Genomic DNA, 14229 nt, shown 5'->3' with positions numbered 1-14229 from the left:
TCCTCCGTCCCGGTACGGGAAACGAGATGAAAGAGGCGACACTCAGATCACAGCTGGCCGCGTTCGGCCTCTCGGAGAAGGAGATCGACACCTACCTGACGCTGCTCGAGCTCGGCGAGGCGAAGACGAGCGCGATCGCCGACGACTCCGGCGTCTCCCAGCGCTACGTCTACCAGATCGCCGAGGACTTGGAGGAACGCGGGCTGGCGATCGTGAAAGACCACGCGACGCCGACGACGATCGCGGCCGTGCCGCCGGAACGGGCCGTCGAGGGGCTCGTCAGCCGACTCCGGTCGCTCCAGCCGGGACTGAAGAGCCGGTTCACCGAGGCCGCGACGCAGACGGCCTCGTTCAACGTCATCAAGAGCCGCCAGACCGTGCTCAAGGAGATCCGGCGGATCGTCGACTCGGCCAACGAGGAGGCGTTCCTCGCGCTCCCACACTACGCCGTCGAGAAGCTCGAGGAGGACCTCGAGGCCGCGTTCGATCGCGACGCGATGATCGTGTTGCACGAGGGCGCTATCGATCCCCAGTCGCCGGAGGTCGCCGAGCGGCGGTTCGATGGCCTCGCGCACGTCGTGCGCCAGTGGCACCACGATATGCCGTTCGTCGTAACCGCGGAGGGTTCGTCGTCGGGGATCGTCGGCGAACGGCGCCTCCTCCGGAGCGACGACAACGACAGGGAGGCCGTCGCCGTCTCGGAGTCCCAGGTCGTCGGTTCGATGTTCGGAGCCTTCCAGGGCGGCTTTTGGGCGGCCGGCGAGGAGGTCTACACCGGCGATCCCGCTTCGCTGCCTGCGACCTACACGATGACCCGTCCGGCAGTGCTCAACGCGGTGCTCGCACAGCTCGGCGGCCGCATGCTCCGGGCGGAGGTGTCGGGATACACGACGGATACGGAAGAACCCCGGACGGTGACGGGCCGAATCGTCGAAATCCGACAGGGCCTCGTCGAGCCGTTTACGAACTCGTTCCCCGTCGAGAACAGCCTCACGCTCGAGACGGACGACGGCGAGCGACTCACCGTCGGCGGCGCCGGGGCGTTCGTCGAGGACCTGCGGGCGAACGAGACGACGCTCCGTCCGGTCGAATGACGACGATCTGGCGGGTCATGTTCACGATGAACGCGATCCTGCTCGCCCTGCTGGCGCTCAGCTGGCCGTTCGTCGAACCCGGCTCGCCGGCGGCGACGATCGCGCTGGTCAGCCTCGGATTCATCGTCGCCTCGATGCTCGGCCTCGCGGCGGTCATTCGCCTGGAGTGGGATCCCTTTCGGTAGTCCCGCCCCGGGACGCGACGGACCCGCTCCTCCAGGCGCGCGTCCGCAGCCGTCCGGTTTTTATCACCCTGTCGCCTACTGGCGGCCATGACGACGATCTCCATCGACGACGAGGGCGTCGACGTCGTGTACGAGGGAACCGAGTTCCGCCTCGAACGCGAGTTGATCGAGGAGGCCACCGAGAAACGCTACTGGGACGTCACCGACCACGAGATCCTCCAGATCATTGAGCGGAACCCCGAACTCACCGGCGAGCCCCGGCGCGTCGGCGACATCGTCCGGTAGCTTTTAGCCCGCCGCGTTCGAGCGAGGCGTATGAATCGATCGCAGTTTTCCCACCCCGCCTTCCGTACCGCCGCCGGCACGCTCGCGGGCTACGGCCTCCTCCTGGTCGTGATGACCCTTCTCCTGTTTCTGATCCCGTACGCGATCTTCGCGGCCGTTTAGCGGTTGACGCCGCGGCCCAGCGTCACCGAGTCGTCGTCGGCACAGTCCCCGACGAGTTTCGCGGGGTTGCCCACGACCGTGCAGTTTCCCGGCACCGAATCCAGAACCACCGAACCGGCGCCGACGCTCGCGCCCTCGCCGAGGACGATCGGGCCTAACAGTGTGGACCCCGCCCCGACGGTGACGCCGTCCTCGAGGGTGGGATGGCGCTTCTCGTCGGCCAGGGAGTCGCCGCCGAGCGTCACCCCGTGATACAGCATCACGTCGTCGCCGATCTCGGCGGTCTCGCCGATTACCACGCCCATTCCGTGATCGATGAAGAAGCGCCGTCCGATCTCGGCACCGGGATGGATCTCGACGCCGGTCAGGTGTCGGGAGAGGTGCGAGAGCAGCCGTGCGACGAGGACGAACCCCCGCGACCACAGCCCGTGAGCGATCCGGTGGAGCCAGATCGCGTGCAGGCCCGGATACGCCAGGAGGACCTCGATCGTGCTCTTGGCCGCCGGGTCCTTCGCCTTCGCCGTCCGAACGTCCTCGCGGATTCGCGTGAACATGATCGCTATCAGCCATACCGCGTGCAGAATGGTAGCTGTTGTGGTGCCGGTTACGCGAACGTCTTCGAGACCTCGTCGTCCTCCTCTTCGGCCTGGATCTTCGCCCACGCCTCCTCGAAGTCGTCCATCCGGACCTCGGTGCGGTCGTCGCGGATGGCGAACATCCCCGCCTCCGTACAGATCGCCTTGATGTCCGCGCCGCTCGCGTCGACCGCCTCGTCGGCCAGTTCCTCGAAGTCGACGTCGTCGGCGACGTTCATGTCGCGGGTGTGGATCTCGAAGATGAGCTTCCGTCCCTCCTCGTCGGGCTTTGGTACCTCGATGAGGCGGTCGAACCGGCCCGGCCGGAGGATGGCGCGATCCAGCATGTCGAAGCGGTTCGTGGCGGCGATGATCCGCACCTCGCCACGGTCCTCGAAGCCGTCCATCTCCGAGAGGAGTTGCATCATCGTGCGCTGGACCTCCGCGTCGCCCGACGTTTTGGACTCCGTGCGCTTCGAGGCGATGGCGTCGATCTCGTCGATGAACAGCACGGCGGGCTCGTGGGCGCGCGCGACCTCGAAGAGGTCCCGAACCAGCTTCGCGCCCTCGCCGATGAACTTGTGGACGAGTTCGGAGCCGGCCATCTTGATGAACGTGGCGTCGGTCTCGTTCGCCACAGCCTTCGCCAGCATCGTCTTTCCAGTTCCGGGCGGCCCGTAGAGGAGGACGCCGCTCGGCGGCTCGATCCCGACCGCCTCGAACATCTCGGGTTTGAGCAGCGGCATCTCGACGGTCTCTCTCACCTCGTTCATCTGCTCGTCGAGGCCGCCGATGTCGGTGTAGGAGACCTCGGGGCTCTGTTCGACCTGCATCACGCGGGCGCGCACGTCAGTCTCGCCCTCGAGTCGCTTGACGATCGACAGCGAGTTGTTGACCGCTACCCTACTGTCGGGTTCGAGTTCGGCGCGCATCTCCTCGGTGACCTCGGTCAGCGCCTCCTGGTTGTTGCCGTGCTGTTTGATGATGACGCCCTCGTCGGTGAGTTCCTGGACGGTCGCGACGAACAGCGGGGACTGCTTGAGCTTCTTGTTCTCGTGGGTCAGGCGCTCGAGTTTCTGCTGGTACTTGTTGTTCTCGGCGTTCGCATCCAGCAGTTTGTCGCGCATTTCCTCGTTCTGATCCTCGAGGATGTCGAGCCGGTCACGCAGGGCCTCTATCTTCTCCTGTTGTGAGGTGCCCTCCTCGTACGGGAGGTCGACGTCCTCTACGGTATCGGTCATTGGAGTTATTTACGGCGCTGACTCATAAGAGGTTTCGGGTCGATTCACCCGTCCCCCTGTGATTCCTGATGGTAATATTTCAAAAGAGGAAATATTATTACGTTGTATCCGGTAGGGTGAGACGAGATGAGCACGTCAGAGGCAGTCGCGGCCGACGCGGGGGAGGAAACGGGGTGGGACGCGGTCCGGGAGCTACCGCCCAGCGCGAAGCTGGTCGCGAAGGTGCTGGAGTACAACGAGACGCTCACCCAGAGCCAGCTCGCGGAGGAGACGCTCCTGCCCCCGAGGACCGTTCGCTACGCGCTGAACCGGCTCGAAGAGGAGGGCTGTGTCGACTCGCGTTTCTCGTTCTCGGACGCTCGGAAACGCATCTACACCCTCGCGATCGAGTCGCGCTGACCCCACGTAGCTTATACCGCCCGCGCGCGAAACGCGTGACATGACACGGGTGATCCACACAGGCGACACCCACATCGGGTATCGCCAGTACCACTCGGCCGAACGCCGGGCCGATTTCCTCGCCGCCTTTGAACGGGTCGCCGTCGACGCCATAGAGGAAGACGTCGACGCCGTCGTCCACGCCGGCGACCTCTTTCACGATCGGCGTCCCGACCTCCAGGACCTGCTCGGGACCCTCGACGTGCTGCGCGATCTCGCCGACGCGGACGTGCCCTTCCTCGCGGTCGTCGGCAATCACGAGGGGACCCGCGAGGGCCAGTGGCTCGATCTCTTCTCCCGCATGGGGCTCGCGACCCGCCTCGACGGCGACGGGATCGAGATCGGCGAGACCACCTTCTACGGGCTGGATCACGTTCCCGTCTCCCGGCGCGAGGACGTGGAGTACGACTTCGCCCCGCCCGGGACCGAGCACGCGGCGCTGGTCGCCCACGGCCTGTTCGAGCCGTTCGCGTACGCCGACTGGGACACCGAGGAGGTGCTCGAATCCGCCTCCGTGGGGTTCGACGCGATGCTCCTGGGCGACAACCACCACCCCGACCGCGCCGAGGTCGAGGGGACGTGGGTGACCTACTGCGGGTCGACCGAGCGCGTGAGCGCGGCGGAACGCGACGACCGGGGCTACAACCTCGTCACGTTCGACGGCGACGTTCACATCACCCGCCGAGGGCTCGACACCCGGGAGTTCGTCTTCGTCGACGTCGACCTCGCCGCGGGCGAGGGCGTCGACCGGGTGCTCGAACGGGTCGGCCAGCACGACCTCGAGGGCCGTGTCGTGATCGTCACCGTCGACGGCGAGGGCGAACCGGTCACGCCCGCCGAGGTGGAGTCGTTCGCCCGCGAGCGGGGCGCGCTGATCGCCCGCGTCAGCGACAAACGCGAGATCGAGGAGAGCACGGCGTTCGACGTCTCGTTCTCCGATCCCGACGCCGCGGTGCGCGAGCGCCTGAGCGAGATGGGGCTCTCGGCCGCCGCGAGCGACATCGACGAGACGGTTCGCGCGAGCAAGATCGCCGACTCGAACGTCCGCGAGGCGGTCGAAGAGCGGGTCCGATCGCTGCTCGAGGAGGAACACGAGGCGCTCGTGGCGGCCACGGCCGACGAGGAGTCGGTGGCCGAGGGGGACGGGTCGGCCGCAGCTCCCCAGCCCGAAACTGACGGGTCAGAAACGGGCGAGCCGGAGGCGGTCGGGGCGAGCGAGGCGACCGACCGTCCAGAGGCCGCAGCCCCGGACGGGAAGGCCCAGTCCTCGATGGAGGAGTACCTATGAGGGTCGAGCGAGTTCGACTGGAGAACTTCAAGCCGTATCGGGACACCGACCTCCGCCTCGAACGGGGCGTCACGGTGATCCACGGGCTGAACGGCAGCGGGAAGTCCTCGCTGCTGGAGGCGTGTTTCTTCGCGCTCTACGGTTCGTCGGCCCTCGACGGGACCCTCGAGGACGTGATCACCAACGGCGAAGAGGAGTGCGAGATCGAGCTGTGGTTCACCCACGGCGAGGGGTCGTACCACGTCGAGCGGCGGATCCGACTCTCGGGCGAGCGCGCCCAGACCGCGACCTGCGTCCTCGAGACCCCCGAGGGGAGCGTCGAGGGCGCGCGCGACGTCGAGCGCTACGTCGAGAACCTGCTGCGGATGGACGCCGACGCCTTCGTCAACTGCGCGTACGTCCGCCAGGGCGAGGTCAACAAGCTGATCCACGCCACGCCGGGCGAGCGCCAGGACATGATCGACGACCTCCTCCAGCTCGGGAAACTCGAGGAGTACCGCGAGCGGGTCAGCGAGGCTCGATTGGGAGTCAACGACGTCCGCGCCGACGTCCAGGGGAGCCTCCGGGAGATCGACTCGCAGATCGACGAGAAGGAGGAGAAGGACCTGCCCGCGCTCCTGAACGACCTCGAAACCGAGCTCGCGAGGATCGAAGCCGAGATCGAACGCTTCGAGGAGAACGAACGAAACGCGGAGCGAACCCGCGAGGAGGCCCGCGAGGTCCTCGACGCACACGAGGAGACCCGCGAGGAGATCGACTCGCTCGACGCCGACATCGAGGGGCTCCGGAAGGCGATCTCCGCGACCGAGGACGACCGCGGGGCGCTCAAGGAACGGCTCGCGGAGACCCGCGAGGAGATCGACTCGCTGGAGCGCCGGCGGGACGACCTCGTCGCCGAGTCGGCCCTCGAGAGCGCCGACGACTCGGCAATCGAGGAGCGCCGCGAGGAACTCGAAACGGATCTGGAGGAGTGTCGCGAGGCGATCCGCGAGGCGAGCCTCGACGCCCAGCAGGCCAAAAGCGACGCGAAGTCGAACGCCGAGGCCGCCGAGGACCTCGAAACGCGGGCCGAGGAGGCCCGCGAGAAACGCGCGGAACTCGAAACCGAGATCGGGGAGGGCGAATCGGACCTCGAGGAACGCCGCGAGGCGCTCTCGGCCCTCGAATCGGGGATCGGGAGCCTGCGCGAGCGCTTCGCCGACGCCCCCGTCGACCCCGGCGAGGCCGACGGCTGGCTCGCCGCGTTGCGCGAGGAGCGCGAGGGCCTTCGCGAGCGCGAGACGGAGCGTCGTGCCTCGCTCGAGACCGCCCGCGAGGCCGTCGCGGAGGGCGAGCGCCTCCGGGAGGCGGGCAAGTGCCCCGAGTGTGGTCAGCCGGTCGAGGACTCGCCCCACGTCGACGCCCTCGAGGAGCGCCGCGAGCGCGTCTCGGAACTGGAGGCCGATCTGGAGGGGCTTCACGAGGAGATCGAGGCCGTCGAGGGGCGGATCGAACGCGCGGAAGAACTCTCGGAGGCCGAGTCAGAGATCGCCCGGAAGAACGAGCGCCACGGCACCCTCGAGGAACTGCTCTCGGATCGCGACCGGCAGTTGGCCGAGAAGCGCGAGCGGGCGTCGGATCTCGAAACGCGCGCGGACGAACTCGACGCGGAGGCGGCGGAGAAGCGGGAGGCGGCGGAGACGGCCCGCGAGCGCGCGAGCGAGGTTCGAGAGCGGATCTCGACCCTCGACGACGAGCGAACCGCCCTCGAGGACCGGCTCGACCGGCTCGACTCGCTTTCGGAGGTCCGCTCGGAGATCGGGGACGCCCGCGAGACGGTCTCGTCGCTCCGGGAGCGCCGCGAGGACCTCGCCGAGTTGAACGACGAGCGCCGCGAGCGCCTCGCGGAGAAACGCGGGCGCAAGGGCGAACTCGAGGACGAGTACGACCCCGGACGCATCGAGCGGGCGCGCGAGAACGAGCGCGAGGCCGAGGAGTACCTCGAACGGGTCGAACAGCGCCTCGCGGAGCTCGACGAGGAGGAGGCGCGGCTCCGCGACCGGATCGGCGGCGTCAAGGGCGAACTCGACGCGCTGGAGACGCTCCGCGATCGGCGCGAAACGGTGCAGGAGCGACTGGAGGCGCTCGACTCGCTCTACGGGGAGACCGAGGAGCTACAGGGGATGTACGGCCGGCTGCGCACCGAACTCCGCCAGCGCAACGTCGAACAGCTCGAACGCATGTTGAACGAGACGTTCGACCTCGTGTATCAGAACGACGCCTACGCGAAGCTCGAGTTGACGGGGGAGTACGAACTCACCGTCTACCAGAAGGACGGCTCGCCGCTCGCGCCCGAACAGCTCTCGGGCGGCGAGCGCGCCCTGTTCAACCTCTCGTTGCGCTGTGCGATCTACCGCCTGCTCGCGGAGGGGATCGAGGGAAGCGCGTCGATGCCGCCGCTGATCCTCGACGAGCCGACCGTCTTCCTCGATTCGGGACACGTCTCGAAGCTTGTCGACCTCGTCGAGTCGATGCGCCGGCTCGGCGTCGAGCAGATCGTGGTCGTCAGCCACGACGAGGAGCTCGTGGGGGCGGCCGACGACCTCGTCACCGTCAGAAAGGACCCGACGACGAATCGCTCGACGGTCGAGCGCGGCGAGGCGCTACTCGCCGCGGAGTGAGGACAGCGCCGCCTCTGCGAGCCGGGTCGTCCCGTAGCCCCGCTCGCCGGCGACCTCGCGCTCTTCTACTAACCCCGCCGCTCGAAGCTCCGCGACCGTCCCGTGGAAGTCGCTTTCACAGAGCGAATCGAACCCGAGGAGGTCGCGGACCGCCAGCGGCCCGCGGGCGTCGAGAACCAGCAGGAGCCCGAGCGTGCGGTCGTCGTGGACGGCCCCGAGGAGGCGCCTGATCGACTCGTCGACCTCGTTCGCGGCCGTTTCGAGCGCCGAAGTGCCCTCGACCGACGACAGGTCGCCGGTCTCGACGTACCGCTCCTCGCCGGTCTCGGGGTCGCGCACCAGGCTCGAGGACCCCGAGCGTTTGAGCAGGAGGTACCGCGCGCCGTCGCCGTCCTCGACGGTCTGCATACCCGCGCTACTCGCCTCGCGGGTTAGTCGTTGTCGGTGCCCATCCCGTCGAGGTCGAGCGTCCAGTAGTTGTAGAGGCCGCGCGCGAGCGCGAGCAGGCCGACCGTCAGCAGGCCCCCGCCGAGGGGGATTCGTCCCTCGAAGACCAGAAAGAGCGCACCGAGGCTCGCCGCGAGGATCCCGAAGTTGAAGAGGACGACGAGCTTCCAGAACGCGCTCAGGAGGTCCTTCGGAGCGTCCTCGGGGCCGAAAAAGCCGCCGTCGGGCGGCGAGACGTCGGGGATCTCCGGCCCGAGGTCCGGTTCGCTCTCCTCGGGTTCGACGTTCGGGATCTCTGGGCCGAGATCCGGCTCCTCGGGTTCGTGTTCCGAGCGCTCGTCGGGTAACACACTCGGGGGTCGGCCGGAGCGGGCAAAAGCGATTCGACACGCGGGTGGCGTCGAATCGAGTCAGACCTGGTCGGGGAGGGACACGCTGTGGGTCGTCTTGACCCACGCGAGCGGGTTCCGGACGTCGTAGAAGACGATGCCCCCGGCGGTCTCGTACGTCTCGACGGACTCGACCGCGTCGAGTTCCAGTTCGTCGTCGGTGCCGTTCTGCCGTTCGTGATCGGCGCTTGACATCGTCGTCACCGGTTACTGGTATGTGTTAACACGATATATGTCTTGTTGCTCCGTCACCGGTTGCCGGAGTGTTCGGCCGACCGGCGTTTCGACGGACGAATGGCGGTTTTCACGCCGTTCTAGCCGGCTCGCGGCCGCACCGGTCGAACGCCCGCCGTCTCGATCCGGTACCCGCCGTGACCGGTCCGGCCTCGTCGGCCCCTCCGTCCCGACACCGCCGTTCCGTGGTTCGCTTCGTCCCCTCGCCAAACCACGGAAGCACCTCGTCGCTCCCCGATTTGTCGAAGCACGCCTCGCCAAACCACGGTCGTTCCGCTTCGCTCCACTCTCCGGTCTACTTCGCTCATGCTCAGTAAACCACGGTCACAGCGGAGCCGTTTCTCGGTTTGGCTCACTTCGCTCACCAAACCACCGGTGTTTTAGCCTGCCGCGTCCAACGAGCGGGCATATGGAGCAATCGGGACTCTCCGCGTACGCCGGCGAGAGCGAGGGACGTCCGGCCGCGGAGGCGCACGCCGTCGCCGGCAACGGCGACGCGACGGGCGAGGTCGTCGACATCGACGAGCGGCGGTTCCCCTCGGTGGAGGGAACGATCGACCTCGGGGTCACGCAGGTCAACTACACCGTCGAGGAGGGGTCGGACGGCGAGCACCCCGTCATGCACGTCTTCGGCCGGGACGCCGAGGGCAACGCCGAACACGTCCGCGTCTACGACTTCCGCCCCTACTTCTACGCGCCGACCGCGACGCTGACGGACGAGGACCTGAGCGACAGCCGGATCACCGGTACCGAGGAGGGCTACGAGTCGATCCGCGGCGAGGAACTCACGAAGATCTTCGGGCAGACCCCTCGCGACGTCGGGAACATGCGCGATCGCTTCGACCACTACGAGGCCGACATCCTCTTTCCCAATCGGCTGTTGATCGACAAGGGGATCAAAAGCGGGATCCGCGTCCCCGACCGCCGCGACGACGACGGTTCCATTCGAGTGCATCACGAGGAGATCGAACCGGTCGAGGCCGAGGCCGACCTCCGGATCCACACCTTCGACATCGAGGTCGACGATCGATCGGGGTTCCCCGAGGAGGGCGAGGAGCCGATCGTCTGTCTGACCAGCCACGACTCCCGGCACGAGGAGTACGTCGGCTGGCTGTACGTCGCGCCCGCCGGGGATAGCACCTCCCCCGCCGAACTCCCCGACTACGCCCCGATCATCGAGGACGTCGACATCGAGATCCGGGCCTTCGAGAGCGAGGAGGCGATGCTCGACGCCTACCTCACCTATATCGAGGAGACCGATCCGGACGTGCTGACGGGGTGGAACGTCGACGACTTCGACGCGCCCTACCTGATCGACCGACTCGACCGGTTGGATCCGGCGACCGACTACGACCTCTCGATGGAGCGCCTCTCGCGGGTGAACGAGGTCTGGCGCTCCGACTGGCAGGGACCCAACGTCAAGGGCCGGGTCGTCTTCGACCTGCTCTACGCGTACAAGCGCACGCAGTTCTCCGAACTCGACTCCTACCGCCTCGATGCGGTCGCCGAGACCGAACTCGGGGTCGGAAAGGAGCGCTACGCGGGCGACATCGGCGACCTCTGGGAGCAAAACCCGGAACGACTGCTCGAGTACAACGTCAGGGACGTCGAACTCTGCGTGGAGATCGACCGCCGCCAGGGGATCGTCCCCTTCTGGGACGAGGTGCGCACGTTCGTCGGCTGTAAACTGGAGGACGCTCCCACTCCGGGGGACACCGTCGACATGTACGTCCTGCACAAGGTCCACGGCGAGTTCGCCCTCCCCTCGAAAGGGAGGGTCGAAAGCGAGGAGTACGAGGGCGGGGCGGTGTTCGACCCCATCACCGGCGTGAAGGAGAACGTCACCGTCCTCGACCTGAAGTCGCTGTATCCGATGTGCATGGTGACGATCAACGCCTCACCGGAGACGAAGGCCGGACCCGAGTACGAGGGCGAGACGTATCGCGCGCCCAACGGCATGGCGTTCAAGCGCGAACCGGACGGCATCATCCGGGAGATGGTCGACGAACTGCTCACGGAGCGCGACCGCAAGAAATCCCGGCGGGCCGAACACGCGCCGGGAAGCGGCGAGTACGAACGGTTCGACCGCCAGCAAGGGGCGGTGAAGGTCATCATGAACTCCCTCTATGGGGTGCTCGGCTGGGAGCGCTTCCGGCTCTACGACAAGGACGTCGCCGGGGCGGTCACGGCGACGGGCCGGGAGGTCATCGAGTTCACCGAACGGTCGGCGAACGACCTGGGGTATCAGGTCACCTACGGCGACACCGATTCGGTCATGTTGGAACTCGGGGGCGACGTCGACAAGGAGAGTGCCATCGAGCAGTCCTTCGAGATCGAGGACCACATCAACGCCTCCTACGACGAGTTCGCGCGCGAGGTCCTCGACGCAGAGGAGCACCGATTCCAGATCGAGTTCGAGAAACTGTACAGGCGCTTCTTCCAGGCCGGCCGGAAGAAGCGCTACGCGGGCCACATCGTCTGGAAGGAGGGCAAGGACGTCGACGACATCGACATCACGGGCTTCGAGTACAAGCGCTCGGACATCGCCCCGATCACCAAGGAGGTCCAGAAGGACGTCATCGAGATGATCGTCATGGGCGAGGACCTCGAGAACGTGAAATCCTACGTCCACGAGGTCATCACCGAGTTCCAGACGGGGGAGATCGATCTGGATCGGATCGCGATCCCCGGCGGGATCGGGAAGCGCCTCGACGCCTACGACACGGACACCGCACAGGTCCGGGGCGCGAAGTACGCGAACCTCCTGCTGGGAACGAACTTCACGCGCGGGAGCAAGCCCAAACGCCTCTACCTGAAGAAGGTCCACCCGAAGTTCTTCCGGCGGCTAGAGGAGGAGGGGTTCGACCCCAGCGGCACCTCGGCGGCGGACCGCCTCTATCGTGAGTTCAAGCGCAACCCCGACGTGATCTGTTTCGAGTACGAGGACCAGCTCCCCGAGGAGTTCGAGGTCGACTGGGAGAAGATGCTCGAGAAGACGCTCAAAGGTCCGATCTCGCGCGTACTCGAGGCGCTCGACGTCTCGTGGGACGAGGTGAAATCGGGCCAGCAGCAGACCGGCCTCAGTAGTTTTGGATAGTTTATACGTTACAGATCGGCGAAGGAAAGTTCCCGTTTCGGAAACCGATTCGGGGAAAGACGAAACCATTATGGACGCCACGACCCTCCGTCTAGTCGATTGAGGAGCCACTATGGCAACACTTGAACTGAGAAACCTACACGCGGAAGTCGCAACCGACGACGAGGCAGAGAAGATCCTCAACGGGGTGAACCTCGAGGTCAACTCCGGGGAGATCCACGCGCTGATGGGGCCAAACGGCAGCGGGAAGTCCACCACCGCGAAGGTCATCGCGGGCCACCCGGCCTACGAGGTCACCGACGGCGAGGTGCTGATCCACCTCGAGGAGGGTGACTTCGGCGAGGAGTTCGAGATTCCCGAGGACAAGCGCACGTGGAACCTGCTCGAACTCGAACCGAACGAGCGGGCGGCGCTGGGCGTCTTCCTCGGCTTCCAGTACCCCGCCGAGATCGAGGGGGTCACGATGTCGAACTTCCTCCGGACGGCGGTCAACGCCAAGTTCGAGGGGCGCGAGGAGCTGTTCGAGGACGAGGAGCGTGAAGAGCCCGAGCGCACCGAGTCGGAGGACACCGGCTACGACACCAGCCCGATGGAGGGCCCCGCCGACGAGGGCGAGATCGGCGTCGCGGAGTTCCAGCAGCTCCTCAGCGAGAAGATGGAGATGCTCGACATGGACGAGAAGTTCGCCCGGCGCTACCTCAACGCGGGCTTCTCCGGCGGCGAGAAGAAACAGAACGAGGTGCTGCAGGCCGCGTTGCTGGAACCCGCGATCGCGGTGCTCGACGAGATCGACTCCGGGCTGGACATCGACCGCCTGCAGGACGTCTCGAAGGGGATCAACGCGCTGCGCGACGAGCAGGGCACCGGAATCCTCCAGATCACGCACTACCAGCGGATCCTCGACTACGTCGAACCCGACCGCGTCCACATCATGCTCGACGGCGAGATCGCCATGAGCGGCGACGCCGAACTCGCGGAGAAACTCGAGGACAAGGGCTACGACTGGGTCCGCGAGGAAGTCTACCAGACGGCCTGAACCGCACGTAAACCACCACCAACACCAACCAATGAGCTCAGAAGAACTCACCAAGAACCAGGAGCGCTTCGATCATCGCAACGAGGAGCGATCCGCCCTCCGCTCGGAGAAAGGCCTCACCGAAGAAGTGGTACGCCTCATCAGCGAGGACAAAAACGAGCCCGAGTGGATGCTCGACCGCAGACTCAGAGCGCTCGACCACTACCAGAACATGCCCATGCCCACCGACTGGCCCGGGCAACCCGACCTCTCCGACCTCGACGTCGGCGAGATCGTCCCCTACATCCGCCCCGACGTCGAAACCCGCGGCGGCGTCGACTCCTGGGAAGACGTCCCCGACGACATCAAGGACACCTTCGAGAAACTCGGCATCCCCGAGGCCGAGCGCGAATCCCTCTCCGGGGTGGGCGCCCAGTACGAGTCGGAGATCGTCTACCAGAACATGAAAGAACAGTGGGAGGAGAAAGGGGTCGTCTTCATGAACATGGACCAAGCGGTTCAGGACCACCCCGAGATCGTCCGCGAGTACTTCATGACCCGGTGCGTGCCGCCATCTGATAACAAGTTCGCCGCACTCCACGGCGCGGTCTGGTCCGGCGGAAGCTTCGTCTACGTGCCCGAGGACGTCACGGTCGAGATGCCCGTCCAGGCCTACTTCCGCATGAACTCCGAGGGGATGGGCCAGTTCGAACACACCCTCATTGTGGCCGAGGAAGGGAGCGAGGTCCACTACATCGAGGGGTGTTCGGCACCCAAGTACAACGTCATCAACCTGCACTCGGGCGGCGTCGAAGTGTTCGTCGGCGAGGACGCCCACGTCCAGTACTCGACCGTCCAAAACTGGTCGAAGAACACGTTCAACCTGAACACGAAGCGCGCTATCGTCGAGAAGGGCGGCCGGATGGAGTGGGTCTCCGGGTCGATGGGGTCGAAGGCCACGATGCTGTATCCCTGTTCGATCCTGAAGGGCCGCGGTGCCTCGGCCAACCACATCAGCATCGCGTTCGCGGGCGAGGGTCAAGACATCGACACGGGCGCGAAGGTCTACCACAACGCGCCGAACACGAACTCGACGATCGAGTCGAAATCCATCTCGAA

15 protein-coding genes are annotated in these 14229 nt (G+C 66.3%); 10 read left to right on the top strand and 5 right to left on the bottom strand.

The genetic code is table 11. The annotated features are described in order from the left end of the window. The first annotated feature begins 26 nt into the window (after positions 1-26). From QRT08_RS06080 to QRT08_RS06065, 4 genes are all read left to right on the top strand, one after another. A complete protein-coding gene (locus QRT08_RS06080) occupies positions 27-1094 on the top strand; it encodes a TrmB family transcriptional regulator (RefSeq protein WP_286045040.1) in 1068 nt (355 codons plus the stop codon). Beyond that, positions 1091-1279 (top strand): hypothetical protein, encoded by a 189-nt coding sequence (locus QRT08_RS06075; protein WP_286045039.1) that lies wholly within the window; start codon positions 1091-1093, stop codon positions 1277-1279. Before QRT08_RS06080 ends, QRT08_RS06075 begins: the two co-directional genes overlap by 4 nt. Before the next feature lie 87 nt (positions 1280-1366). Then, positions 1367-1564, top strand: a complete 198-nt coding sequence (locus tag QRT08_RS06070; protein WP_286045038.1) for a DUF5800 family protein — start codon at positions 1367-1369, stop codon at positions 1562-1564. A gap of 30 nt (positions 1565-1594) precedes the next feature. After that, on the top strand, positions 1595-1726 hold the full coding sequence (locus QRT08_RS06065; protein ID WP_286045037.1) for a hypothetical protein: 132 nt from the start codon (positions 1595-1597) through the stop codon (positions 1724-1726). On the opposite strand, the gene cysE is transcribed toward QRT08_RS06065, so the two are convergent. Together cysE and pan1 are read right to left on the bottom strand one after the other, a co-directional pair. Beyond that, positions 1723-2280 (bottom strand): serine O-acetyltransferase, encoded by a 558-nt coding sequence (gene cysE / locus QRT08_RS06060; protein WP_286045036.1) that lies wholly within the window; start codon positions 2278-2280, stop codon positions 1723-1725. The two genes, QRT08_RS06065 and cysE, sit on opposite strands and share 4 nt — an antisense overlap. A gap of 50 nt (positions 2281-2330) precedes the next feature. Beyond that, positions 2331-3542, bottom strand: a complete 1212-nt coding sequence (gene pan1 / locus QRT08_RS06055) for a proteasome-activating nucleotidase Pan1 (protein WP_286045035.1) — start codon at positions 3540-3542, stop codon at positions 2331-2333. A gap of 126 nt (positions 3543-3668) precedes the next feature. Between pan1 and QRT08_RS06050 the strand changes: the two genes are divergently transcribed. From QRT08_RS06050 to rad50, 3 genes are read left to right on the top strand one after another with little or no spacing between them, the layout of a single operon-like run. Then, a complete protein-coding gene (locus tag QRT08_RS06050) occupies positions 3669-3941 on the top strand; it encodes a MarR family transcriptional regulator (RefSeq protein WP_286045034.1) in 273 nt (90 codons plus the stop codon). 40 nt (positions 3942-3981) lie between these two features. Further along, positions 3982-5268 carry a DNA double-strand break repair protein Mre11 gene (gene mre11, locus QRT08_RS06045; RefSeq protein WP_286045033.1) on the top strand — a complete coding sequence of 429 codons (1287 nt, stop codon included), beginning with the start codon at positions 3982-3984 and terminating at the stop codon, positions 5266-5268. After that, on the top strand, positions 5265-7928 hold the full coding sequence (rad50, locus tag QRT08_RS06040) for a DNA double-strand break repair ATPase Rad50 (RefSeq protein ID WP_286045032.1): 2664 nt from the start codon (positions 5265-5267) through the stop codon (positions 7926-7928). The genes mre11 and rad50 overlap by 4 nt, the downstream gene beginning before the upstream one ends. Here the strand turns inward: rad50 and QRT08_RS06035 are convergent. The 3 genes from QRT08_RS06035 to QRT08_RS06025 are packed head-to-tail and all read right to left on the bottom strand — an operon-like array spanning position 7911 to position 8959. After that, positions 7911-8336, bottom strand: coding sequence for a DUF7346 family protein (locus QRT08_RS06035; protein ID WP_286045031.1), 426 nt, complete (start codon positions 8334-8336; stop codon positions 7911-7913). The genes rad50 and QRT08_RS06035 overlap by 18 nt on opposite strands. A 23-nt stretch (positions 8337-8359) precedes the next feature. Continuing rightward, a complete protein-coding gene (locus QRT08_RS06030) occupies positions 8360-8725 on the bottom strand; it encodes a DUF7322 domain-containing protein (protein ID WP_286045030.1) in 366 nt (121 codons plus the stop codon). A 60-nt stretch (positions 8726-8785) separates the two neighbouring features. After that, positions 8786-8959: a DUF7331 family protein gene (locus QRT08_RS06025; RefSeq protein WP_483299942.1), complete on the bottom strand. Its 174-nt coding sequence runs from the start codon at positions 8957-8959 to the stop codon at positions 8786-8788. A gap of 448 nt (positions 8960-9407) precedes the next feature. Here QRT08_RS06025 and QRT08_RS06020 point away from each other — a divergent pair, with 448 nt between their 5' ends. The 3 genes from QRT08_RS06020 to sufB all read left to right on the top strand — a co-directional run. Continuing rightward, complete coding sequence (locus QRT08_RS06020) at positions 9408-12095, top strand: DNA-directed DNA polymerase (RefSeq protein WP_286045029.1); 2688 nt, start codon at positions 9408-9410, stop codon at positions 12093-12095. 112 nt (positions 12096-12207) lie between these two features. Continuing rightward, positions 12208-13131: an ABC transporter ATP-binding protein gene (locus tag QRT08_RS06015; RefSeq protein ID WP_286045028.1), complete on the top strand. Its 924-nt coding sequence runs from the start codon at positions 12208-12210 to the stop codon at positions 13129-13131. Between the two features lie 31 nt (positions 13132-13162). Beyond that, positions 13163-14229: Fe-S cluster assembly protein SufB (sufB, locus tag QRT08_RS06010; RefSeq protein ID WP_286045027.1), on the top strand; the 1067-nt coding region annotated here is incomplete at its 3' end.

The sequence above is a fragment of the Halalkalicoccus sp. NIPERK01 genome, from assembly GCF_030287405.1.
Classification (GTDB): Archaea; Halobacteriota; Halobacteria; order Halobacteriales; family Halalkalicoccaceae; genus Halalkalicoccus.
This window is presented reverse-complemented; position numbering and strand designations above follow the sequence as displayed.

What these genes read in the sequence shown, in the direction of transcription:
- QRT08_RS06020 (WP_286045029.1), top strand. Translation starts at nt 9,408, where the DNA reads ATGGAGCAATCGGGACTCTCCGCGTACGCCGGCGAGAGCGAGGGACGT.
- cysE (WP_286045036.1), bottom strand. Translation starts at nt 2,280, where the DNA reads ATGTTCACGCGAATCCGCGAGGACGTTCGGACGGCGAAGGCGAAGGAC.
- pan1 (WP_286045035.1), bottom strand. Translation starts at nt 3,542, where the DNA reads ATGACCGATACCGTAGAGGACGTCGACCTCCCGTACGAGGAGGGCACC.
- mre11 (WP_286045033.1), top strand. Translation starts at nt 3,982, where the DNA reads ATGACACGGGTGATCCACACAGGCGACACCCACATCGGGTATCGCCAG.
- rad50 (WP_286045032.1), top strand. Translation starts at nt 5,265, where the DNA reads ATGAGGGTCGAGCGAGTTCGACTGGAGAACTTCAAGCCGTATCGGGAC.
- QRT08_RS06050 (WP_286045034.1), top strand. Translation starts at nt 3,669, where the DNA reads ATGAGCACGTCAGAGGCAGTCGCGGCCGACGCGGGGGAGGAAACGGGG.
- QRT08_RS06070 (WP_286045038.1), top strand. Translation starts at nt 1,367, where the DNA reads ATGACGACGATCTCCATCGACGACGAGGGCGTCGACGTCGTGTACGAG.
- QRT08_RS06035 (WP_286045031.1), bottom strand. Translation starts at nt 8,336, where the DNA reads ATGCAGACCGTCGAGGACGGCGACGGCGCGCGGTACCTCCTGCTCAAA.
- QRT08_RS06075 (WP_286045039.1), top strand. Translation starts at nt 1,091, where the DNA reads ATGACGACGATCTGGCGGGTCATGTTCACGATGAACGCGATCCTGCTC.
- QRT08_RS06015 (WP_286045028.1), top strand. Translation starts at nt 12,208, where the DNA reads ATGGCAACACTTGAACTGAGAAACCTACACGCGGAAGTCGCAACCGAC.
- QRT08_RS06065 (WP_286045037.1), top strand. Translation starts at nt 1,595, where the DNA reads ATGAATCGATCGCAGTTTTCCCACCCCGCCTTCCGTACCGCCGCCGGC.
- QRT08_RS06080 (WP_286045040.1), top strand. Translation starts at nt 27, where the DNA reads ATGAAAGAGGCGACACTCAGATCACAGCTGGCCGCGTTCGGCCTCTCG.
- QRT08_RS06025 (WP_483299942.1), bottom strand. Translation starts at nt 8,959, where the DNA reads ATGTCAAGCGCCGATCACGAACGGCAGAACGGCACCGACGACGAACTG.